This window comes from Streptomyces sp. NPDC003042 (assembly GCF_053591315.1).
On sequence record NZ_JBSFTP010000059.1, the window covers coordinates 26,672 to 45,524 of the forward strand.

An 18,853-nucleotide genomic window follows, 5' to 3' on the forward strand; every position below is an offset into this window, starting at 1 on the left:
GGAGGTGGTCGGTCCTACAGCGCAAGACCGCTGAACAGGACTACTTCTTGCCCGGCTTCTTCTTACCGGCGATCGCGCGACGCGGACCCTTGCGGGTACGTGCGTTCGTGCTGGTGCGCTGACCGTGCACCGGCAGGCCACGACGGTGGCGGATGCCCTGGTAGCACTGGATCTCGATCTTGCGGCGAATGTCGCCCTGGATCTCGCGGCGGAGGTCACCCTCGGTGCGGAGGTTGGCGTCCACGTACTCGCGGATCTTGACGAGGTCCTCTTCGGCCAGGTCACGAACGCGGGTGTTCGGGTTCACACCGGTGGCCGCAAGGATTTCCTTGGACCGGGTGCGACCGACACCGAAGACGTAGGTAAGTGCGATCTCCACACGCTTTTCGCGCGGGATGTCAACACCGGAAACGCGTGCCATTCAATGGCTCCTGTGTGTTCGGGGGTCTTCCGCAGAACCAGTCCCGACCGCCGACCACCCGAATGGGTGATGGTACGTCCGGGTCCCCGGCCCCCGCCGGAGGTACCGCCGGCCCCTCTGGAGGGCTGGGCGGGTTCTGCGTATGTACGTTTTCTTACGTCGCGCGAAGAACTGCGTAGTGCAGGTCGGTCGGCGTGCGTCAGCCCTGGCGCTGCTTGTGGCGCAGGTTGTCGCAGATGACCATGACCCGACCATGACGGCGGATCACCTTGCACTTGTCGCAGATCTTCTTGACGCTCGGCTTGACCTTCATGTGGGTGAGGTTCTCCGGGTCAGTGCCACCACCCGCACCGGGACAAGACGCCCAGGCAGGAGTGAGGACAAGATCTACTTGTATCGGTAGACGATCCGGCCACGCGTGAGGTCGTACGGGGAAAGCTCCACGACAACCCGGTCATCAGGGAGGATGCGGATGTAGTGCATGCGCATCTTGCCGCTGATGTGCGCGAGGACCTTGTGACCGTTCTGGAGTTCCACCTTGAACATCGCGTTCGGGAGGGACTCGATCACGGTGCCCTCGATTTCGATGGCACCTTGCTTCTTGGCCACGCTTCGCCTTTCGAATCGGCTACCTTGATCGGCTCCCAGGCATGGATGTGCACGAGAGCCGACGAGTCAGTCTACGTCAGGGCACCCAGAAAGACGAATCCGGAAAGTTTGCCCATGAGTCTAGATCATTAACCTGCGGCTACCCCAGCGGGTCGGGCGCGGTGGTCACGCCGTACTCCGCCAGCTTCGCCTTGCCGCAGTCCGGGCTGGTCAGGACGATCGGACCGGCCTCCGTCAGCGCGATGGAGTGCTCCCAGTGCGAGGACCAAGTGCCGACCATTTCCCGACGCCCGCTCGCGGGCTCGGCGCCGGCGCGCCTCACAAGCTTCGCGAGGCTGCGCCGGACTCCGTCCGTCGACCCTGGGGGTACAGCCCGGCTGTCGCCTTGCCGGCCGGATCACCCCAGCGGGTCGGGCGCGGTGGTCACGCCGTACTCCGCCAGCTTCGCCTTGCCGCAGTCCGGGCTGGTCAGGACGATCGGACCGGCCTCCGTCAGCGCGATGGAGTGCTCCCAGTGCGAGGACCAGGTGCCGTCCGTCGTGATGACCGTCCAGTCGTCCGCCAGTACCTCCGTCTGGGCGGTGCCCAGGGAGACCATGGGCTCGATCGCCAGGCAGACGCCCGGGGTCAGCTTGATGCCCTTGCCCCGCTTGCGCGAGACGTAGTTCAGCAGGTGCGGGTCCATGTGCATCTCGGAGCCGATGCCGTGGCCGCCGTAGTCCTCGATGATCCCGAACTTGCCGAGGCTGTGGTCGCCGGTGGACGGGCGCGGCTGGCGCTTGATGTACGTCTCGATCGCCTTCGAGATGTCGACCAGGCGGTTGCCGAGCTTCATGGCCGCGATACCGGCCCACATCGACTCCTCGGTGACCCGGGACAGCTCGATGAGCTCCGGGGCGTGCCCGGTGCCCACGAAGGCCGTGTAGGCCGCGTCACCGTGCCAGCCGTCGACGATCGCGCCGGCGTCGATGGAGATGATGTCGCCGTCCTTGAGGACCGTCTTGTCGTCCGGGATGCCGTGGACGACGACTTCGTTGACCGAGGTGCAGATGGTCGCGGGGAAGCCGCCGTAGCCGAGGAAGTTGGACTTGGCCCCGGCGTCCGCGATCACCTTGCGGGCCACCATGTCCAGATCCCGCGTCGTGGCGCCCGGAACGGCCGCCTTACGGGTCGCCGCGTGGATCGCGGCGACGACCAGCCCTGCCTCGCGCATCTTCGCGATCTGCTCGGGGGTCTTGATCTGGACCATGAAAAATGCCTTCCCAGCTTCGAAACGGGTCGTCTCAACAGTACGGCCGCGATGCCCAGAGGACACCGCGGCCGACCTGCACTCACAGCACGCACTCACAAAGGGTTACGCGCACTCACATGACTACTTCTTCAGGGCGTCCATCGCGCGCCGCGTGACGTCCGCGACCTCACCGAGGGCGGGGATGGTCACCAGCAGGCCCTGGGCCTTGTAGTAATCGATGATCGGCTCGGTCTGCGTGTGGTAGACCTCGAGCCGGTTGCGGACCGTGTCCTCGGAGTCGTCACCGCGCTGGTACAGCTCGCCGCCACAGGTGTCGCAGACGCCCGCGGCCTTCGGCGGGGCGTACGTGACGTGGAAGACGTGCGCGGAGTCGTTGCGGCAGATCCGACGACCGGCGATCCGCTTGACGACCTCGTCCTCCTCGACCTCCAGGTCGAGGACGGCGTCCAGCTTCATGTCCTCGGCCTGGAGCATCACGTCGAGCGCCTCGGCCTGCGAGACGTTGCGCGGGAAGCCGTCGAGCAGGAAGCCGCCCGCGGCGTCCGGCTGCTCCATGCGGTCCTTGGCCATGCCGATGGTGATCTCGTCGGGGACGAGGTCACCGGCGTCCATGAACGCCTTCGCGCGCCGGCCCAGCTCCGTGTTCTGGCTGATGTTGGCGCGGAAGAGGTCGCCCGTGGAGATGTGCGGGATCGAAAGGTTCTTGGCGAGGAACGCGGCCTGCGTTCCCTTGCCCGCACCCGGGGGTCCGACGAGGACGATTCGCATCAGCGGAGGAACCCTTCGTAATTGCGCTGCTGGAGCTGGCTCTCGATCTGCTTCACGGTTTCCAGACCCACACCCACGATGATCAGGATGCTCGTCCCGCCGAACGGGAAGTTCTGGTTCGCCCCGAAGCCCGCCAACGCCATCGTCGGCACAAGAGCGATGAGACCCAGGTACAGCGACCCCGGCCAGGTGATCCGGTTGAGTACGTAGCTCAGGTACTCGGCGGTGGGCCGGCCGGCGCGGATGCCCGGGATGAACCCACCATACTTCTTCATGTTGTCCGCAACTTCCTCGGGGTTGAACGAGATCGCCACGTAGAAGAACGCGAAGAAGACGATCAGCAGGAAGTAGACGGCGATGTAGTACGGGTGGTCGCCCTTGACGAAGTGCTTGTTGATCCAGGTGGCCCAGCCCGCGGTGGAACCGCTGAACTGCACGACGAGCGCCGGGATGTAGAGCAGCGACGAGGCGAAGATGACGGGGATGATGCCCGCCTGGTTCACCTTGAGCGGGATGTAGGTCGAGGTACCGCCGTAGGCACGGCGGCCGATCATGCGCTTCGCGTACTGGACGGGAATCCTGCGCTGCGCCTGCTCGACGAAGACCACCAGGCCGACCATCGCGAGCCCGACGAGCATCACGACACCGAACTCGACCCAGCCGTCGGCGATCTTGCCCTGCTCCTTGATGGCCCACAGGGCGCCGATGAAGCCGGCGGCGATCGAGATGAACATCAGGATCGACATGCCGTTGCCGATGCCGCGGTCGGTGATGAGCTCACCGAGCCACATGACGACACAGGTGCCGGCGGTCATGGTGATCACCATGACGACGGTGGTGAAGATCGACCGGTCGGGAACGATCTGCTGGCCGACGGAGCAGGTCGAGAACAGGGCACCCGTGCGGGCGGTGGCCACGAGGCCGGTGCCCTGCAGGATCGCGAGTGCGACCGTCAAATAGCGCGTGTACTGAGTGATCTTCGACGTGCCGGACTGGCCCTCTTTTTTGAGGGTCTCCAGCTTCGGGATGACCACGGTCAGCAGCTGCAGAATGATGCTCGCCGTGATGTACGGCATGATGCCGAGCGCGAAGATCGTGATCTGCAGCAGCGCGCCACCGCTGAACATGTTGACGAGACCGAAGAGGCTGTTGTTGCCGCTCCCCATCTGGTCCACACAGATCTGAACGTTCTTGTAGCTCACGCCGGGTACCGGGATATGGGACCCGAGCCGGAACAGCACGATGATGCCGAGCGTGAAGAGCAGCTTCTTGCGCAGGTCGGGCGTCTTGAACGCCCGGGCGAACGCGGTGAGCACGGTGCCTCCTGCGACCCCCGCGCTACTGCGTCAGAGGTGACGGTCTGAGGGATCGACGAATACGTACATGCAAAGGTGCAGGCCACCTTACCGGCGACTGCGCCCCCCGTGGAACGACCAACCGGGGATGCCCCATATGTGAGGCATCCCCGGTCGGGTTTCTAGCTATTTGTCACTGAGTTTCGTCTTAGACGAGCTCGGTCACAGTGCCACCAGCGGCGGCGATCTTCTCCTTGGCGGATGCGGAGACGGCGTCAACCGAAACCTGCAGCGCCACGGAGATCTCGCCCTGGCCCAGGACCTTGACGAGGCTGTTCTTGCGAACCGCGCCCTTGGCGACCAGGTCGGCCACCGTGACTTCTCCACCCTCGGGGTAGAGAGCGCCGAGCTTGTCCAGGTTCACGACCTGGAACTCGGTGCGGAACGGGTTCTTGAAGCCCTTGAGCTTCGGCAGGCGCATGTGGAGGGGCATCTGCCCACCCTCGAAGCGCACCGGGATCTGGTAACGGGCCTTCTGGCCCTTCGTACCACGACCGGCCGTCTTACCCTTCGACGCCTCACCACGACCGACACGGGTCTTCGCGGTCTTGGCACCGGGGGCGGGACGGAGGTTGTGGGCCTTCAGCGGGCTGTTCTCAGCCATGTTAGTCAACCTCCTCAACCGTCACGAGGTGGCGGACGGTCTGCACCATTCCGCGGAACTCGGGGCGGTCCTCCTTGACGACCACGTCGTTCAGGCGCTTGAGCCCGAGCGAACGCAGAGTGTCGCGGTGGTTCTGCTTGCTGCCGATGTACGACTTGGTCTGCGTGATCTTGAGACGGGCCATTACGCACCCGCTCCCGCAGCACGCGCACGAAGGAGCGCCGCCGGGGCGACGTCCTCGAGCGGCAGACCACGGCGAGCCGCGATCTCCTCGGGACGCTGGAGGCCCTTGAGGGCCGCCACGGTCGCGTGCACGATGTTGATCGCGTTCGAAGAGCCGAGCGACTTCGACAGGATGTCGTGAACGCCGGCGCACTCCAGAACGGCGCGCACCGGGCCACCGGCGATAACGCCGGTACCGGGGGAAGCCGGCTTCAGGAGCACGACGCCAGCGGCACGCTCGCCCGTGATCGGGTGAGGGATCGTGCCCTGGATGCGCGGGACCTTGAAGAAGCTCTTCTTGGCTTCCTCGACACCCTTGGCGATGGCCGCGGGAACTTCCTTGGCCTTGCCGTAACCGACACCTACAGTGCCGTCACCGTCGCCCACCACGACCAGCGCGGTGAAGCTGAAGCGGCGACCACCCTTGACAACCTTGGCGACGCGGTTGATCGCGACAACGCGCTCAACGTAAGCGGTCTTCTCGGCGGCAGGGCCACCTTCGCGACCCTTCCGGTCCCGCCGCTCGCCGCCACCGGCACCGCTTCCGCGGCGCTGGGGTCCAGCCATTGGATTACCTCTCTCTGTTACGTCCGTGAGTCCCGGAACCGGGGCTTAGAACTTCAGCCCGGCTTCGCGGGCGGCGTCAGCCAGAGCGGCAATGCGCCCGGCGTATCGGTTGCCACCGCGGTCGAACACGACGGTCTCGACACCCGCGGCCTTGGCACGCTCGGCGACGAGTGCGCCGACCTGCTGGGCCTGAGCGCTCTTGTCGCCTTCGCCACCGCGGATCGAAACGTCCAGGGTCGACGCGGACGCCAGGGTGTGACCCTGGAGGTCGTCGATGACCTGAGCAACGATGTTGCGGTTGGAACGCGTCACGACGAGGCGCGGACGCTCCGCCGTACCCGAGACGTTCTTGCGGATGCGGATGTGGCGGCGAGCCTTGGCAGCGCGCTTGTACGCGTCACCCTTGGCGATCTTCACACCGTATGCCATGGCTACTTACCAGCCTTTCCGACCTTGCGGCGGATGACTTCGCCGGCGTACTTGACACCCTTGGCCTTGTACGGGTCGGGCTTCCGCAGCTTGCGGATATTGGCGGCGACTTCGCCGACCTTCTGCTTGTCGATGCCTTCGACCGTGAACTTGGTCGGCGACTCGACCTTGAACGTGATGCCCGCGGGCGCCTCGATCAGGATCGGGTGGCTGTAGCCAAGCTGGAACTCCAGGTCGGAGCCCTTCGCGGCGACACGGTAACCGACACCGCTGATCTCGAGAGCCTTGACGTACCCCGTGGTCACACCGGTGATCATGTTCGCCACCAGCGTGCGGGACAGGCCGTGCAGGGCCTTGTTCTGACGCTCGTCGTTGGGGCGGGTGACGTTCAGAACGCCGTCCTCACCCTTGACGATCTCGATCGGCGCGGCGACGGTGTGCGAGAGGGAACCCTTGGGGCCCTTCACCGCGACCGTACGGCCATCGATGGTGACGTCCACACCGGCGGGAACCTGGATGGGGAGCTTGCCGATTCGCGACATGAGCTTTCCTTCCTTTCCCGACTACCAGACGTAGGCGAGGACTTCCCCACCTACGCCCTTCTTGCCTGCCTGCTGGCCGGTCAGGAGGCCGTGGGACGTGGAGATGATCGCCACGCCCAGACCGCCGAGGACCTTCGGCAGGTTGGTGGACTTCGCGTACACGCGCAGACCGGGCTTCGAGATCCGCTTGATGCCCGCGATGGAGCGCTCACGGTTCGGCCCGAACTTCAGCTCGAGGACGAGGTTCTTGCCGACCTCGGCGTCCTCGACCTTCCAGCCGGTGATGAAACCCTCTTGCTTGAGGATCTCCGCGATGTGCGACTTGATCTTGCTGTGCGGCATCACGACAGTGTCGTGGTACGCCGAGTTAGCGTTACGCAGACGCGTGAGCATGTCTGCGATCGGGTCAGTCATGGTCATGAAGTGGCCTTCGGCCTCTCTCGCCGGGGTTTCCTGTATGCGCCATCCCTCTCCCCACTCAGAGGCGGGACGGGTGCGGCGCGGGGACCTACGGCGTAGTAAGTCGTTATGGGCGGCGGACGCCCAACCACACAAGCCTAAGGCATGCGGGGCCGGGCATCCGCCGACCAGATGCTTACCGAGAGTCTCTGGAACTTCCCAAGTCCTTACGGACGGAAGGGAATTACCAGGAGCTCTTGGTCACGCCCGGCAGCTCGCCACGGTGAGCCATCTCACGAAGGCACACGCGGCACAGGCCGAACTTGCGGTACACGGAGTGAGGGCGACCGCAGCGCTGGCAGCGGGTGTACGCACGCACACCGAACTTGGGCTTACGGGCAGCCTTCGCGATGAGAGCCTTCTTCGCCATCTCGCTTACGCCTCCTTGAAGGGGAAGCCGAGGTGACGAAGGAGGGCGCGGCCCTCGTCGTCGTTGGTCGCCGTGGTGACCACGGTGATGTCCATACCCCGGGTACGGTCGATCTTGTCCTGGTCGATCTCGTGGAACATGACCTGCTCCGTGAGACCGAAGGTGTAGTTGCCACGGCCGTCGAACTGCTTCGGCGACAGACCACGGAAGTCACGGATACGCGGCAGCGCGAGCGACAGCGTACGGTCCAGGAACTCCCACATGCGGTCACCACGGAGGGTGACGTGGCAGCCGATCGGCTGACCCTCGCGCAGCTTGAACTGCGCGATGGACTTGCGGGCCTTCGTGACGGCCGGCTTCTGACCGGTGATCGTCGTCAGGTCGCGGATGGCGCCGTCGATCAGCTTGGAGTCGCGGGCGGCGTCGCCCACACCCATGTTGACCACGATCTTGACGAGGCCGGGAATCTGCATGACGTTCTCGTAGGAGAACTCCTCACGCAGCTTGCCCGCGATGTCCTCGCGGTACTTCGTCTTGAGACGCGGAGTGGTAGCCATCAGATGTCCTCACCCGTCCGCTTGGCAACGCGGATCTTGTTGCCCTCTTCGTCGAAGCGGAAACCGACACGCGTGACGACCTTCTGGCCGTCCTTCTCCACAACCAGCTGAACGTTGCTGACGTGGATCGGCGCCTCGGTGATCACGATGCCACCGGTCTGCGCGCCACCAGCGGTCTGGCCGGCCTTGGTGTGCTTCTTGACCCGGTTGACACCCTCGACGAGGACACGGTTCTCAGTAGGGAAGGCAACGATGACCTTGCCCTGCTTGCCCTTGTCCTTGCCGGTGATGACCTGAACCAGGTCGCCCTTCTTGATCTTCATGCTTACAGCACCTCCGGCGCGAGCGAGATGATCTTCATGAACTTCTTCTCGCGCAGCTCACGGCCCACGGGGCCGAAGATACGGGTGCCACGAGGGTCGCCGTCGTTCTTGAGAATGACAGCGGCGTTCTCGTCGAAGCGGATGTACGAGCCGTCCTGGCGGCGGCGTTCCTTCACGGTGCGAACGATGACCGCCTTGACGACGTCACCCTTCTTCACGTTGCCACCGGGGATCGCGTCCTTGACGGTGGCAACGATGACGTCACCGATGCCCGCGTAGCGGCGACCGGAGCCACCGAGAACACGGATGCAAAGGATCTCCTTGGCACCAGTGTTGTCGGCGACACGCAGTCGCGACTCCTGCTGGATCACGTCTATCTCCTGTTTGTCTGCCGGTTCCCGGCGGGGGCTTCACTCCGAAGAGCTGCGGCCCCCACCGAGCCTGGCGGAACGAACCTGAGGGGCCCCCGGGATTGCTCCCGGGGCCTCAGATACTTACTTGGCCTTTTCGAGGATCTCGACGATGCGCCACCGCTTGCTCGCCGACAGCGGACGCGTCTCCATGATGAGGACGCGGTCGCCGACGCCGGCAGCGTTCTGCTCGTCGTGAGCCTTGAGCTTGTTCGTACGGCGGATGACCTTGCCGTACAGGGCGTGCTTCACACGGTCCTCGACAGCGACGACGACGGTCTTGTCCATCTTGTCGCTGACGACGAGACCCTCACGGGTCTTGCGGAAGCCGCGCTCGGTCGTCTCAGTCACTTTGTTCTCGCTCATCAGGCGCTCTCCACCGTCTCGATACCGAGCTCACGCTCGTGCATCAGGGTGTAGATGCGAGCGATGTCCTTACGGACGGACTTGAGCCGGCCGTTGTTCTCCAGCTGACCCGTGGCCGCCTGGAAGCGCAGCTTGAACAGCTCTTCCTTGGCCTCGCGCAGCTTGCCAACGAGCTCCTCGTTACCGAGCTCACGCAGCTCGGACGCCTTGGTTCCCGTCGCCATCACGACTCACCTGCCTCGCGCCGAACAATCCGGCACTTCATCGGAAGCTTGTGAGCAGCGCGGGTGAGCGCCTCACGAGCAATCTTCTCGTTCGGGTAGGACAGCTCGAACATGACCCGGCCCGGGTGCACGTTCGCGATCCACCACTCGGGAGAACCCTTACCGGAACCCATGCGGGTCTCGGCAGGCTTCTTCGTCAGCGGACGGTCCGGGTAGATGTTGATCCAGACCTTGCCGCCACGCTTGATGTGGCGGGTCATCGCGATACGAGCCGCCTCGATCTGGCGGTTCGTCACGTAGGCCGGGGTAAGCGCCTGGATGCCGTACTCGCCGAACGAGACCTCAGTACCGCCCTTGGCCATACCGCGGCGCTTGGGGTGGTGCTGCTTGCGGTGCTTGACCCTACGAGGGATCAGCATGTCGGTCAGGCCTCCGTTCCGGTGCTCTCGGCCGGAGCGGCGGCGGGAGCGTCGGCCTTGGGGGCCTCGGCACCAGCAGCCTGCTGCGGCTTGCGGCCACCACGGCCGCCGCGCTCGCCACCACGGCCACCACGGCCGGCGGGACGCTCGCCTGCGCCGGCGGCGCCACGGGCCGGGCGGTTACCCGCACGGGCCGCAGCGTTCTCGGCGCGAACCTCGGCGATGTTCTTGACGTCGCCCTTGTAGATCCAGACCTTCACACCGATACGGCCGAAGGTGGTCTTGGCCTCGAAGAAGCCGTAGTCCACGTTCGCGCGCAGCGTGTGCAGCGGCACACGACCCTCGCGGTAGAACTCGGAGCGGGACATCTCGGCGCCGCCGAGACGGCCGCCACACTGGATCTTGATGCCCTTGGCGCCGGCCTTCATCGTGCCCTGCATGCTCTTACGCATGGCGCGACGGAAGGAGACGCGGGAGGAGAGCTGCTCGGCAACGGCCTGGGCAACCAGCTGGGCATCGAGCTCGGGGTTCTTGACCTCGAGGATGTTCAGCTGGACCTGCTTGCCCGTGAGCTTCTCGAGGTCGCCGCGGATGCGGTCGGCCTCGGCGCCACGGCGGCCGATGACGATGCCCGGACGAGCGGTGTGGATGTCCACACGCACGCGGTCACGGGTGCGCTCGATCTCAACCTTCGAGATGCCGGCGCGCTCCATGCCGGACGTCATCATCCGACGGATGGCGACGTCTTCCTTGACGTAGTCCTTGTACAGCTTGTCGGCGTACCAACGCGACTTGAAGTCGGTGGTGATGCCGAGCCGGAACCCGTGCGGGTTTACCTTCTGGCCCATTACCGGGAACCTTCCTTGCTGCTGACGACCACGGTGATGTGGCTGGTCCGCTTGCGGATCCGGTAGGCACGGCCCTGGGCACGCGGACGGAACCGCTTCAGGGTCGGGCCCTCGTCCACGTACGCCTCGCTGATGACCAGCGTGGAGGCGTCCGGGTGGTTGTAGTTGTGTGCGGCGTTGGCAATGGCGCTGTCAAGCACCTTGCCGACCGGCACGCTCGCGGCCTGCGGGGCGAAACGCAGGACCGCCTGAGCCTCCGTGGCATCCATGCCACGGATAAGGTCCACCACTCGGCGGGCCTTCATGGGCGTGACGCGGATGTACCGCGCCTGGGCCCTGGCTTCCATGGTTGTCCCTTCGGTGTAAGTCATAGTCGTAACCACCCCGCCTTTAGCGGCGCTTCGACTTCCGGTCGTCCTTGACGTGGCCGCGGAAGGTGCGAGTCGGCGAGAACTCGCCGAGCTTGTGGCCGACCATCGACTCGGTGACGAACACCGGGACGTGGGTCTTGCCGTTGTGCACCGCGATGGTGTGACCCAGCATGCTGGGGATGATCATCGAGCGACGGGACCAGGTCTTGATGACGTTCTTGGTGCCGGCTTCGTTCTGGACGTCCACCTTCTTTACGAGGTGGTCGTCGACGAAGGGCCCCTTCTTGAGACTGCGCGGCATCTAAACCCGCTCCTAGCGCTTCTTGTTCGTCTTGCGGCGGCGGACGATGTACTTGCTCGAAGCCTTCTTCGGCGAGCGAGTACGACCCTCCTTCTGACCCCACGGGGAGACCGGGTGGCGACCACCACTGGTCTTGCCCTCACCACCACCGTGCGGGTGGTCAACCGGGTTCATCGCGACACCGCGGACGGACGGGCGAACGCCCTTCCAGCGCATGCGGCCGGCCTTGCCCCAGTTGATGTTCGACTGCTCGGCGTTGCCGACCTCGCCGACCGTGGCGCGGCAGCGGGCGTCGACGAGACGGATCTCGCCGGACGGCATACGAAGGTGGGCCATGGTGCCCTCCTTCGCCAGCAGCTGCACCGAAGCACCAGCGGAGCGCGCGAACTTGGCGCCGCCACCGGGACGGAGCTCGATCGCGTGGATCGTGGTACCGACCGGGATGTTGCGGAGCGCCAGGTTGTTACCGGGCTTGATGTCGGCCGTCGGGCCGTTCTCAATCCGGTCACCCTGCTGCAGACCGCGCGGCGCGATGATGTAGCGCTTCTCGCCGTCGGCGTAGTGCAGCAGCGCGATGCGCGCGGTGCGGTTGGGGTCGTACTCGATGTGCGCGACCTTGGCCGGCACGCCGTCCTTGTCGTGACGACGGAAGTCGATCACGCGGTAGGCGCGCTTGTGTCCACCACCCTGGTGGCGAACGGTGATCCGACCGGTGTTGTTACGGCCGCCCTTGCTGTGCAGCGGGCGAACCAGCGACTTCTCCGGCGTGGACCGCGTGATCTCGACAAAGTCGGCGACGCTGGAGCCACGACGGCCCGGGGTCGTCGGCTTGTACTTGCGGATACCCATTTCTCAGTCCTCGTCCGATTCCGGACGACTCAGGACTCCGTTAGGAGCCCTGGCCGCCGAAGATGTCGATTCGGTCGCCCTCAGCGAGGGTCACGATGGCGCGCTTGGTGTTCGCGCGCTTGCCGAAACCGGTCTTGGTGCGCTTGCGCTTACCCTGACGGTTGATCGTGTTGACCCCGGTGACCTTGACCGAGAAGACCGCTTCGACGGCCTGCTTGATCTGGGTCTTGTTGGCGCCGGGCGCGACGATGAACGTGTACTTGTTCTCGTCCAGCAGCGCGTAGCTCTTCTCCGAGACAACCGGCTTGATCAGCAGGTCGCGCGGGTCAGTGAAGGTCTTGCTGGTAACGGTCGCCTCAGACATCAGGCGTCGCTCCCTTCGGTCTCATGAGCCTTGGGCCCAGACACGAAGGACTCGAAAGCGGCCTGAGTGAAGACCACGTCGTCAGAGACGATCACGTCGTACGTGTTCAGCTGGCCCGGCTCCAGGATGTGAACCTGGGGCAGGTTGCGGGCGGACAGCCACGCGGCCTCGTCGGCGCGGTCGACGACCAGGAGCAGGTTCTTGCGCTCCGAGATCTTGCCGAACAGCGTCTTGGCGGCCTTCGTGGAGGCGGCACCCTCGACCACGCCGGTGATGACGTGGATGCGGGAGTGACGCGCACGGTCCGAAAGCGCACCACGGAGAGCGGCGGCCTTCATCTTCTTGGGGGTCCGCTGCGAGTAGTCACGCGGCTGCGGGCCGTGTACGACGCCACCGCCCACGAACTGCGGAGCGCGGGTCGAACCCTGGCGAGCGCGGCCGGTGCCCTTCTGGCGGTACGGCTTGCGGCCACCACCACGGACTTCGCCACGACGCTTGGTCTTGTGCGTGCCCTGACGGGCAGCTGCCAGCTGGGCGACAACGACCTGGTGGATCAGCGGAATGCTGGTCTTCGCGTCGAAGATCTCCGCGGGGAGCTCGACGGTACCGGCCTTGTCGCCTGCCGGCGAAAGGATGTCAATGGTGCTCATTACCTCAAGCCCCCTTGGCCGCGGTACGGACCAGGACGAGGCCGCCGTTCGGACCGGGGACCGCGCCCTTGATGAGGAGCAGACCCTTCTCCGCGTCAACCGCGTGGATGGTCAGGTTCTGGGTGGTGACGCGCTCGTTGCCCATGCGACCGGCCATGCGCATGCCCTTGAAGACACGCCCAGGGGTGGCGCAGCCACCGATCGAACCGGGGGAGCGGTGCTTGCGCTGGACGCCGTGGCCGGCGCCGAGGCCCTTGAAGTTGTGACGCTTCATGACACCGGCGAAGCCCTTGCCCTTGCTGTTGCCCGTGACGTCGACCTTGACGCCGGACTCGAACACCTCAGCAGTGATCTCCTGGCCGAGCGTGTACTCGCTGGCGTCGGAGGTGCGGAGCTCCACCAGGTGGCGGCGCGGGGTCACGTCGGCCTTGGCGAAGTGGCCCTTGAGGGGCTTGTTCACCTTGCGCGGGTCGATCTCGCCGAAGGCGATCTGGACCGACTCGTAGCCGTCGATGTCGTTCGTACGGACCTGGGTCACAACGCAGGGCCCGGCCTTGACCACGGTCACCGGGACGACACGGTTGTTCTCGTCCCAGACCTGGGTCATGCCGAGCTTCTCGCCCAGGACGCCCTTGATCTGCTTTGCCATCTTCTCGACGCCTCTCAGAGCTTGATCTCGATGTCAACGCCGGCCGGAAGGTCCAGGCGCATCAGCGAGTCAACGGTCTTGGGAGTCGGGTCGAGGATGTCGATCAGGCGCTTGTGCGTGCGCATCTCGAAGTGCTCGCGCGAGTCCTTGTACTTGTGCGGCGACTTGATGACGCAGTACACGTTCTTCTCAGTGGGCAGCGGCACCGGGCCCGCGACCGACGCACCAGTGCGCGTCACCGTCTCGACGATCTTCTTCGCCGACGAATCGATGACCTCGTGGTCGTAGGCCTTGAGCCGGATGCGGATCTTCTGTCCCGCCATGGCTACTCCGTAGTCCTGTCTGTATGTGGAAACGCTCTGGCCCCTCGGCCGGCTGCGGGATCAGGTCCCGCGGTCTCTTCTCCGACCCACGCGGTCGGGCGTGTCGCACACCCTCTACAGAAAATTCCCATACGGAAATTCCCTCTCGAAGGGGGTGCGGCCCTGGGCCGCGTATCGGGGGAGAGACACCCGCCGAGTGCCTGGTGGGCACCGTGCGGACGCTTCCCAGAAGATTCCCGTACGTCCGTCCTCATTGCTGCCCCGAGAGGCAGATTAAGGACGACGAGTACTGTGGGACTCGCTTCCGGTCCTCCCGGCGGGAGGCGCGCAGCATCGATACTCAACCGAGCAACTTGAGTAGTCTGCCATACGAGGCACGTACCTGGCCAATCGGGCGGAAGACAATACCCGGCCGCACGAACACGTCAAACCGCACCACGCGCCCTCCCCCGGCGGGGTTGCCGCAGGCCGGACCGCCCCTCAGGACCGGGACACGCTCCCGCAGCTCTCGGCCGGGGTCTCCTCGATGCCCTTGCTCCGGTCGTACGGGTCCATCGGCGTGCCGGACGGGGTGGGTCCGGTCACCGGGTCGTCGTCGAAGGCCGGGTGCATGTATCCGTCGTACCGGTCGCACGCGCTGTTCGCGATGTCCTGCCGGTACGCGACGAGCCAGAGCTTTCCGGGGGTCGCCGTCCACTTGCGCGGGTCGGCGATGGAGAAGGTGGCCTCGCGGCGCACGATCGTCCGCGACACCCGCTGCTGGGAGCCCGCCCCGACCTTCGTCAGCGGGTAGACGAAGGAGTAGTCGACCAGGATCTCGGCCTGCCCGGGGTTCTGCCCGGCCCGCACCCACATCCGGCCGCGCACCTTGACCACATCACCCACGGGCTTCAGCTCCGCCGGGTCGTACCGGGTGAACAGGCTCAGCGGGTCGTGCTCGGAGCTGGGCCGGGCGTACGCACGGTCCACCTCCTGCGACGTCCTGTCGTCCTTCGGGTCGAGCAGGGCCAGCGCAGCCTCGGGCCGCTCCCCGCGCAGGGTCGCGGGGTCCAGATTGGCCGCGACCAGGAACTGCTTCGCCTTCGCCAGCGCGTCCGCGACCTGGTCCTTGGACATTCCGCCGACGGCCTCTGCCTGCGGGACCTCGATGCCGGCGGCCCCGTCGGCCCACTGGAGGGCCGGGGAGCCCCGGAAGGGATCCGCCAGGGTCCCCTCGTCCGGGTGGACCGGCGGGGGCGGCGCGGTGGGACGTACGGACTCCGCGGCCAGCGGGACGGCGGCCTCCTTGCGGGCCTCGGCCTTCCCCGTCAGCCGGTCGATCACCAGCTCCGGCCGCAGGGCCACCAGGGCCAGCCCCACGACGAAGACGATCGCCAGCGCGGCCTTCACCCGCCGCCGACCCCTGCCCCGGCCTTCCATCTCCTGCCATGCGGGCCCGGTCCGCCATCCGGGCGGATCGTCGCGCACGGTCTTCGGCCTGCGCCCGAACCGCCCCCGCGCCGCCTTCGCCCGTTCCTCGTCCTCGCGCCGCAGCCGCTCCGTCACCATCCGCGCCCGCGCGGACGGCTCCTTGGGAACCTCCCCGCTCCCCCTCCCCGCCTCGGCGGCGAACCGGGCCCACTCCTCGTCGGAGATCTCCGGCCCGCCGGCGTCCTGCTGCCCCATGCGTCCCACCCCTGTGAATACCCCGGCGCCCTGTTCGCACCGTGCGTTGCGGAGTTTTTCACAGCTCACTGACATGTCCCCGACCAGGGCCCGACCGGGTCAGGGGGGCCGCGTCCCGGTGGCGGGAGACCTGGTGGCCTTAGACGTATAGGTATGAGTACTTCGGAAGCAAAGAACCATTGCCAGACCCCACCAGCCCCCCGCACCGAGCCCGTCCCCCACACGGGTGAACTACGCCAACTGGGCTGGCAATTCAGGGGGGACGCTGGCATATCCTCGCGGCAACAGCTCCAGAAATACGTCGGCCCCCGGCGGGACTCGCAATCCCGGCCGAGGGCCTACCAGCAAGGAAGTAGCACCTTCCTCATGGATGTTCCGAACCCTATCGTGCTCGGCCGCGCGTCCGCCCGGAATCACGGCGAGACCCCCCGATCCGGTGTCGTCCACGTCAGCGTCCGGCACACCCGGAGCTTCACCGTCGTCGGCAACCACCTCGCCCAGCACGCCGAGATGTCGCTGGTGGCGATCGGTCTGGCGCTGCACATCCAGTCGCTGCCGACCGGGGCCCGCATCGGCATCAAGGACCTCGCCGCGCGGTTCCCCGAGAGCGAGCACCGCGTCGCCCGCGCCCTGCGCGAGCTGGAGGCCCACGGCTACCTCAAGCGCACCCGCGAGCGGCTGCCCGGGGGCCAGGTGGTGACCCGTACGGTCTCCTACAACCGGCCCGGGTACCTGTCCGCCGCCGAGGAGGCCGCGCACCTGCGCGCACCGCAGAACCCGGCCCCGGCCCCACCCCCGGCCCCCGCAGCCCCCGCCCCGCCCGCGGATCCCTCACCCGCACCCGCCCCACTCCCCCGGCCCGCCGACACTGGCAACCCCTGGCGGAGCCTCGCCGCCACAGAGATCCTCCGCGAGCTGCGCCGCGTCGACTCCCGCCTCACCCTCGGCACTCAGGACATCGAGCGGCTGGCGCCCGCCGTGGAGGCCTGGCTGGAACGGGGGGTCCGCCCCGCCGCCATCACCACCGCCTTGGCCTCGAACCTTCCGCCGCAGCCACACAACCCGGCCGGCCTGGTCGCCTACCGGCTCACCGTCCAGCTGCCCCCCGAGCTGGCGGACGTACCGCGCCAGGCCCCGTACGTGCCACCGGATCCGTTCCAGACCTGCCAGGACGAGGAGTGCGGCCTCGCCTTCCGCGCCCCTGAGCCGGGCCTGTGCGGCGAGTGCCGTACCGAGACGACGGAGGCTGCCTGGCGTAACGGGATCCCTCTCCTGAAGGAGGGGGCTCTCAGCCAATGTGGTTGAGGGCCGCCGTTACCAGCACGAGCCAACGCGGATGTGGAGGTGAACGAAGTTGGCTACGTTCCACGTAGGTGAGAAGACCCACCAGTCCGTGCTTCCTCAGCGGGCTGCTCTGGAATTCGAGTCAGCAGACACCCCCCGGATCGGGAACGAAACGGGACTCGAACACCGCTCTGCGGTAACCGGCGTGGAACATGTGCGAGGGGAGACCGCCGATGCTTCACCTGGCATCGATGGCGTCACCCCCAACCGCGAGGTTGGGGAGAAGGCCCGTGCGGGCCATCCCGTCGTGTTCGTCCTGGACAAGCACGGCACACCGCTGCAACCCACCAGCCCCGCCAGGGCCCGCAAGCTCCTCCATCAGGGGCGGGCCGTCGTTGCCCGGCACACTCCGTTCGTGATCAGGTTGAAAGACCGCACTATGGATGAGTCGCAGGTAGACGGTGTGGAACTCGGGATCGACCCCGGCTCCAAACACACCGGCATCGCTGTGTTCAGCGCGAAGGACGGCGTACGTCGTGGCCTGTACGCGGTCGAACTCGCCCACCGGGGCGGCGCCATCCGGGACAAGCTCACAGCTCGTGCCGCCTACCGACGTGGCCGGCGTACGCGCAACCTGCGTTACCGCGCACCTCGATTCTCCAACCGGGCCCGTCCCAAGGGCTGGCTCGCCCCGTCGCTGCGTCACCGCGTGGACACCACCATGTCGTGGACCACCCTCGCCAAATGGGGCCGGTCCTGCGCCTACTGCGGCGCCACCGGAGTACCCCTCAACATCGACCACATCCACCCCGCTCACGCGGCGGCAGCGACCGCATCTCCAACCTGTGCACCGCCTGCATCCCCTGCAACCAGAAGAAGTCCAACCAGCCGGTCGAAGACTTCCTCAAAGAATCCCCGCGCCAGTTGGCCCGCATCCTCGCCCAGGCCAAGGCCTCGCTCCGCGACGCGGCAGCCGTCAACGGCACCCGCTGGGCGCTGTGGAACGCTCTCGATAGCGCGTTCCCCGCGGTGCGCACCGCATCGGGTGGCCGCACCAAATGGAACCGGCAGCGGACCGGCCTGCCCAAAACCCACAGCCTCGACGCCCTGTGCGTCGGCGAACTCAGCTCTGTGACCCGAACGCCGGTCCGCGTCCTTGCGGTCACCGCGACCGGACGCGGTACCTACACCCGCACCCGCACCGACAAGTACGGCTTCCCCCGCCTACGTCTGCCGAGGCAAAAGCAGTTCTTCGGCTACCAGACCGGAGACCTCGCCCGCGCCGTCGTCCCCACCGGCAAGAAGACCGGCACCCACACCGGCCGCATCGCAGTCCGCACCACCGGCAGCTTCAATATCAAAACCACCAAAGGCCTTATCCAGGGCATCCACCACAAACACTTCCGCCTCCTCCAACGAGCCGACGGGTACGCCTACACCACCCGCCCCGAGAGACCCACCTCATAACCGAGACCCATCAGACGCCCGAGGGCCCCGCTACGTCACCATCGCCGAGTGGACCATCTCCACGGACGGATTGCCGGTCTACCCCTAAGGCCTGTGGCACAGCAGAGGGCCCCGTCTCGCCGCGCTCACCGCCGCCCTCCTCGTACCCCTGACGGCGTGCGGGGGCGGCGGGGACGGCCTCGAGG

30 protein-coding genes and 2 pseudogenes are annotated in these 18,853 nt (G+C 66.4%); 3 read left to right on the forward strand and 29 right to left on the reverse strand.

Going from position 1 to position 18,853, the window contains the following annotated elements:
* Nucleotides 1–40: 40 nt before the first annotated feature.
* The 29 genes and pseudogenes from rpsM to ACWDYJ_RS25730 form a co-directional block, all read right to left on the reverse strand.
* Nucleotides 41–421, reverse strand: a complete 381-nt coding sequence (gene rpsM / locus ACWDYJ_RS25590) for a 30S ribosomal protein S13 (protein ID WP_069921529.1) — start codon at nt 419–421, stop codon at nt 41–43.
* Nucleotides 422–620: 199 nt separating this feature from the next.
* Complete coding sequence (gene rpmJ / locus ACWDYJ_RS25595) at nt 621–734, reverse strand: 50S ribosomal protein L36 (protein WP_003956441.1); 114 nt, start codon at nt 732–734, stop codon at nt 621–623.
* Nucleotides 735–808: 74 nt separating this feature from the next.
* On the reverse strand, nt 809–1,030 hold the full coding sequence (gene infA, locus ACWDYJ_RS25600; protein ID WP_003956442.1) for a translation initiation factor IF-1: 222 nt from the start codon (nt 1,028–1,030) through the stop codon (nt 809–811).
* 139 nt (nt 1,031–1,169) lie between these two features.
* Nucleotides 1,170–1,304, reverse strand: a pseudogene (locus ACWDYJ_RS25605) (type I methionyl aminopeptidase); the annotation flags it as partial.
* 123 nt (nt 1,305–1,427) lie between these two features.
* On the reverse strand, nt 1,428–2,279 hold the full coding sequence (gene map, locus ACWDYJ_RS25610) for a type I methionyl aminopeptidase (protein ID WP_451567933.1): 852 nt from the start codon (nt 2,277–2,279) through the stop codon (nt 1,428–1,430).
* Between the two features lie 123 nt (nt 2,280–2,402).
* The gene (locus ACWDYJ_RS25615) at nt 2,403–3,050 is read right to left on the reverse strand and encodes an adenylate kinase (protein WP_451567934.1); all 648 of its coding nucleotides are present in this window, start codon (nt 3,048–3,050) and stop codon (nt 2,403–2,405) included.
* Nucleotides 3,050–4,366, reverse strand: coding sequence for a preprotein translocase subunit SecY (gene secY / locus ACWDYJ_RS25620; protein WP_451567935.1), 1,317 nt, complete (start codon nt 4,364–4,366; stop codon nt 3,050–3,052). Before secY ends, ACWDYJ_RS25615 begins: the two co-directional genes overlap by 1 nt.
* Nucleotides 4,367–4,553: 187 nt before the next feature.
* Nucleotides 4,554–5,009, reverse strand: a complete 456-nt coding sequence (gene rplO, locus ACWDYJ_RS25625) for a 50S ribosomal protein L15 (protein WP_403621515.1) — start codon at nt 5,007–5,009, stop codon at nt 4,554–4,556.
* A gap of 1 nt (nt 5,010) precedes the next feature.
* A complete protein-coding gene (gene rpmD, locus ACWDYJ_RS25630) occupies nt 5,011–5,193 on the reverse strand; it encodes a 50S ribosomal protein L30 (RefSeq protein WP_053682614.1) in 183 nt (60 codons plus the stop codon).
* Nucleotides 5,193–5,798, reverse strand: a complete 606-nt coding sequence (rpsE, locus tag ACWDYJ_RS25635) for a 30S ribosomal protein S5 (protein ID WP_451567936.1) — start codon at nt 5,796–5,798, stop codon at nt 5,193–5,195. The genes rpmD and rpsE overlap by 1 nt, the downstream gene beginning before the upstream one ends.
* Before the next feature lie 45 nt (nt 5,799–5,843).
* Nucleotides 5,844–6,227, reverse strand: coding sequence for a 50S ribosomal protein L18 (rplR, locus tag ACWDYJ_RS25640; protein WP_451567937.1), 384 nt, complete (start codon nt 6,225–6,227; stop codon nt 5,844–5,846).
* Between the two features lie 2 nt (nt 6,228–6,229).
* A complete protein-coding gene (gene rplF / locus ACWDYJ_RS25645; RefSeq protein WP_451567938.1) occupies nt 6,230–6,769 on the reverse strand; it encodes a 50S ribosomal protein L6 in 540 nt (179 codons plus the stop codon).
* Between the two features lie 21 nt (nt 6,770–6,790).
* Nucleotides 6,791–7,189, reverse strand: a complete 399-nt coding sequence (gene rpsH / locus ACWDYJ_RS25650; protein WP_007265911.1) for a 30S ribosomal protein S8 — start codon at nt 7,187–7,189, stop codon at nt 6,791–6,793.
* Nucleotides 7,190–7,412: 223 nt separating this feature from the next.
* Nucleotides 7,413–7,598, reverse strand: coding sequence for a type Z 30S ribosomal protein S14 (locus ACWDYJ_RS25655; RefSeq protein ID WP_003956452.1), 186 nt, complete (start codon nt 7,596–7,598; stop codon nt 7,413–7,415).
* Nucleotides 7,599–7,603: 5 nt separating this feature from the next.
* The gene (gene rplE, locus ACWDYJ_RS25660; RefSeq protein ID WP_030298216.1) at nt 7,604–8,155 is read right to left on the reverse strand and encodes a 50S ribosomal protein L5; all 552 of its coding nucleotides are present in this window, start codon (nt 8,153–8,155) and stop codon (nt 7,604–7,606) included.
* Nucleotides 8,155–8,478 (reverse strand): 50S ribosomal protein L24, encoded by a 324-nt coding sequence (gene rplX / locus ACWDYJ_RS25665; protein WP_451567939.1) that lies wholly within the window; start codon nt 8,476–8,478, stop codon nt 8,155–8,157. The genes rplE and rplX overlap by 1 nt, the downstream gene beginning before the upstream one ends.
* A 2-nt stretch (nt 8,479–8,480) precedes the next feature.
* Complete coding sequence (gene rplN, locus ACWDYJ_RS25670; protein ID WP_003956455.1) at nt 8,481–8,849, reverse strand: 50S ribosomal protein L14; 369 nt, start codon at nt 8,847–8,849, stop codon at nt 8,481–8,483.
* A gap of 123 nt (nt 8,850–8,972) precedes the next feature.
* Nucleotides 8,973–9,254 (reverse strand): 30S ribosomal protein S17, encoded by a 282-nt coding sequence (gene rpsQ, locus ACWDYJ_RS25675; RefSeq protein ID WP_451567940.1) that lies wholly within the window; start codon nt 9,252–9,254, stop codon nt 8,973–8,975.
* Nucleotides 9,254–9,478, reverse strand: a complete 225-nt coding sequence (gene rpmC / locus ACWDYJ_RS25680) for a 50S ribosomal protein L29 (RefSeq protein WP_008739703.1) — start codon at nt 9,476–9,478, stop codon at nt 9,254–9,256. Before rpmC ends, rpsQ begins: the two co-directional genes overlap by 1 nt.
* Nucleotides 9,478–9,897, reverse strand: a complete 420-nt coding sequence (gene rplP / locus ACWDYJ_RS25685) for a 50S ribosomal protein L16 (RefSeq protein ID WP_030026326.1) — start codon at nt 9,895–9,897, stop codon at nt 9,478–9,480. The genes rpmC and rplP overlap by 1 nt, the downstream gene beginning before the upstream one ends.
* 5 nt (nt 9,898–9,902) lie before the next feature.
* Nucleotides 9,903–10,745 (reverse strand): 30S ribosomal protein S3, encoded by an 843-nt coding sequence (rpsC, locus tag ACWDYJ_RS25690; RefSeq protein ID WP_451567941.1) that lies wholly within the window; start codon nt 10,743–10,745, stop codon nt 9,903–9,905.
* Nucleotides 10,745–11,092, reverse strand: a complete 348-nt coding sequence (gene rplV / locus ACWDYJ_RS25695) for a 50S ribosomal protein L22 (protein WP_007265904.1) — start codon at nt 11,090–11,092, stop codon at nt 10,745–10,747. The genes rpsC and rplV overlap by 1 nt, the downstream gene beginning before the upstream one ends.
* A 43-nt stretch (nt 11,093–11,135) precedes the next feature.
* A complete protein-coding gene (gene rpsS / locus ACWDYJ_RS25700) occupies nt 11,136–11,417 on the reverse strand; it encodes a 30S ribosomal protein S19 (RefSeq protein WP_008739713.1) in 282 nt (93 codons plus the stop codon).
* A 12-nt stretch (nt 11,418–11,429) separates the two neighbouring features.
* Nucleotides 11,430–12,266: a 50S ribosomal protein L2 gene (gene rplB / locus ACWDYJ_RS25705; RefSeq protein WP_136213227.1), complete on the reverse strand. Its 837-nt coding sequence runs from the start codon at nt 12,264–12,266 to the stop codon at nt 11,430–11,432.
* A 40-nt stretch (nt 12,267–12,306) separates the two neighbouring features.
* The gene (rplW, locus tag ACWDYJ_RS25710) at nt 12,307–12,630 is read right to left on the reverse strand and encodes a 50S ribosomal protein L23 (protein ID WP_073912895.1); all 324 of its coding nucleotides are present in this window, start codon (nt 12,628–12,630) and stop codon (nt 12,307–12,309) included.
* The gene (rplD, locus tag ACWDYJ_RS25715) at nt 12,630–13,280 is read right to left on the reverse strand and encodes a 50S ribosomal protein L4 (RefSeq protein WP_451567942.1); all 651 of its coding nucleotides are present in this window, start codon (nt 13,278–13,280) and stop codon (nt 12,630–12,632) included. Before rplD ends, rplW begins: the two co-directional genes overlap by 1 nt.
* A 4-nt stretch (nt 13,281–13,284) precedes the next feature.
* Nucleotides 13,285–13,929 (reverse strand): 50S ribosomal protein L3, encoded by a 645-nt coding sequence (rplC, locus tag ACWDYJ_RS25720; protein ID WP_281204232.1) that lies wholly within the window; start codon nt 13,927–13,929, stop codon nt 13,285–13,287.
* A gap of 14 nt (nt 13,930–13,943) precedes the next feature.
* On the reverse strand, nt 13,944–14,252 hold the full coding sequence (rpsJ, locus tag ACWDYJ_RS25725; RefSeq protein WP_003948644.1) for a 30S ribosomal protein S10: 309 nt from the start codon (nt 14,250–14,252) through the stop codon (nt 13,944–13,946).
* 480 nt (nt 14,253–14,732) lie between these two features.
* Nucleotides 14,733–15,917, reverse strand: coding sequence for a hypothetical protein (locus tag ACWDYJ_RS25730; protein ID WP_451567943.1), 1,185 nt, complete (start codon nt 15,915–15,917; stop codon nt 14,733–14,735).
* A 366-nt stretch (nt 15,918–16,283) separates the two neighbouring features.
* Between ACWDYJ_RS25730 and ACWDYJ_RS25735 the strand changes: the two genes are divergently transcribed.
* The 3 genes and pseudogenes from ACWDYJ_RS25735 to ACWDYJ_RS25745 all read left to right on the forward strand — a co-directional run bounded on the left by ACWDYJ_RS25735 (nt 16,284) and on the right by ACWDYJ_RS25745 (nt 18,668).
* On the forward strand, nt 16,284–17,222 hold the full coding sequence (locus ACWDYJ_RS25735) for a helix-turn-helix domain-containing protein (RefSeq protein ID WP_451567944.1): 939 nt from the start codon (nt 16,284–16,286) through the stop codon (nt 17,220–17,222).
* 286 nt (nt 17,223–17,508) lie between these two features.
* Nucleotides 17,509–17,877, forward strand: a pseudogene (locus tag ACWDYJ_RS25740) (RRXRR domain-containing protein); the annotation flags it as partial.
* A 68-nt stretch (nt 17,878–17,945) separates the two neighbouring features.
* Nucleotides 17,946–18,668, forward strand: coding sequence for an HNH endonuclease (locus ACWDYJ_RS25745; protein WP_451567945.1), 723 nt, complete (start codon nt 17,946–17,948; stop codon nt 18,666–18,668).
* The last annotated feature ends 185 nt before the right edge of the window (nt 18,669–18,853 follow it).

Excerpts from the sequence above, each read along its gene's own strand:
- rpsM (WP_069921529.1), bottom strand. The coding sequence starts at position 421 with ATGGCACGCGTTTCCGGTGTTGACATCCCGCGCGAAAAGCGTGTGGAG.
- rpmJ (WP_003956441.1), bottom strand. The coding sequence starts at position 734 with ATGAAGGTCAAGCCGAGCGTCAAGAAGATCTGCGACAAGTGCAAGGTG.
- map (WP_451567933.1), bottom strand. The coding sequence starts at position 2,279 with ATGGTCCAGATCAAGACCCCCGAGCAGATCGCGAAGATGCGCGAGGCA.
- ACWDYJ_RS25615 (WP_451567934.1), bottom strand. The coding sequence starts at position 3,050 with ATGCGAATCGTCCTCGTCGGACCCCCGGGTGCGGGCAAGGGAACGCAG.
- rplO (WP_403621515.1), bottom strand. The coding sequence starts at position 5,009 with ATGGCTGAGAACAGCCCGCTGAAGGCCCACAACCTCCGTCCCGCCCCC.
- rpmD (WP_053682614.1), bottom strand. The coding sequence starts at position 5,193 with ATGGCCCGTCTCAAGATCACGCAGACCAAGTCGTACATCGGCAGCAAG.
- rpsE (WP_451567936.1), bottom strand. The coding sequence starts at position 5,798 with ATGGCTGGACCCCAGCGCCGCGGAAGCGGTGCCGGTGGCGGCGAGCGG.
- rplR (WP_451567937.1), bottom strand. The coding sequence starts at position 6,227 with ATGGCATACGGTGTGAAGATCGCCAAGGGTGACGCGTACAAGCGCGCT.
- rplF (WP_451567938.1), bottom strand. The coding sequence starts at position 6,769 with ATGTCGCGAATCGGCAAGCTCCCCATCCAGGTTCCCGCCGGTGTGGAC.
- rpsH (WP_007265911.1), bottom strand. The coding sequence starts at position 7,189 with ATGACCATGACTGACCCGATCGCAGACATGCTCACGCGTCTGCGTAAC.
- ACWDYJ_RS25655 (WP_003956452.1), bottom strand. The coding sequence starts at position 7,598 with ATGGCGAAGAAGGCTCTCATCGCGAAGGCTGCCCGTAAGCCCAAGTTC.
- rplE (WP_030298216.1), bottom strand. The coding sequence starts at position 8,155 with ATGGCTACCACTCCGCGTCTCAAGACGAAGTACCGCGAGGACATCGCG.
- rplX (WP_451567939.1), bottom strand. The coding sequence starts at position 8,478 with ATGAAGATCAAGAAGGGCGACCTGGTTCAGGTCATCACCGGCAAGGAC.
- rpsQ (WP_451567940.1), bottom strand. The coding sequence starts at position 9,254 with ATGAGCGAGAACAAAGTGACTGAGACGACCGAGCGCGGCTTCCGCAAG.
- rpmC (WP_008739703.1), bottom strand. The coding sequence starts at position 9,478 with ATGGCGACGGGAACCAAGGCGTCCGAGCTGCGTGAGCTCGGTAACGAG.
- rplP (WP_030026326.1), bottom strand. The coding sequence starts at position 9,897 with ATGCTGATCCCTCGTAGGGTCAAGCACCGCAAGCAGCACCACCCCAAG.
- rpsC (WP_451567941.1), bottom strand. The coding sequence starts at position 10,745 with ATGGGCCAGAAGGTAAACCCGCACGGGTTCCGGCTCGGCATCACCACC.
- rplV (WP_007265904.1), bottom strand. The coding sequence starts at position 11,092 with ATGGAAGCCAGGGCCCAGGCGCGGTACATCCGCGTCACGCCCATGAAG.
- rpsS (WP_008739713.1), bottom strand. The coding sequence starts at position 11,417 with ATGCCGCGCAGTCTCAAGAAGGGGCCCTTCGTCGACGACCACCTCGTA.
- rplB (WP_136213227.1), bottom strand. The coding sequence starts at position 12,266 with ATGGGTATCCGCAAGTACAAGCCGACGACCCCGGGCCGTCGTGGCTCC.
- rplW (WP_073912895.1), bottom strand. The coding sequence starts at position 12,630 with ATGTCTGAGGCGACCGTTACCAGCAAGACCTTCACTGACCCGCGCGAC.
- rplD (WP_451567942.1), bottom strand. The coding sequence starts at position 13,280 with ATGAGCACCATTGACATCCTTTCGCCGGCAGGCGACAAGGCCGGTACC.
- rplC (WP_281204232.1), bottom strand. The coding sequence starts at position 13,929 with ATGGCAAAGCAGATCAAGGGCGTCCTGGGCGAGAAGCTCGGCATGACC.
- rpsJ (WP_003948644.1), bottom strand. The coding sequence starts at position 14,252 with ATGGCGGGACAGAAGATCCGCATCCGGCTCAAGGCCTACGACCACGAG.
- ACWDYJ_RS25730 (WP_451567943.1), bottom strand. The coding sequence starts at position 15,917 with ATGGGGCAGCAGGACGCCGGCGGGCCGGAGATCTCCGACGAGGAGTGG.
- ACWDYJ_RS25735 (WP_451567944.1), top strand. The coding sequence starts at position 16,284 with ATGGATGTTCCGAACCCTATCGTGCTCGGCCGCGCGTCCGCCCGGAAT.
- ACWDYJ_RS25745 (WP_451567945.1), top strand. The coding sequence starts at position 17,946 with ATGGGGCCGGTCCTGCGCCTACTGCGGCGCCACCGGAGTACCCCTCAA.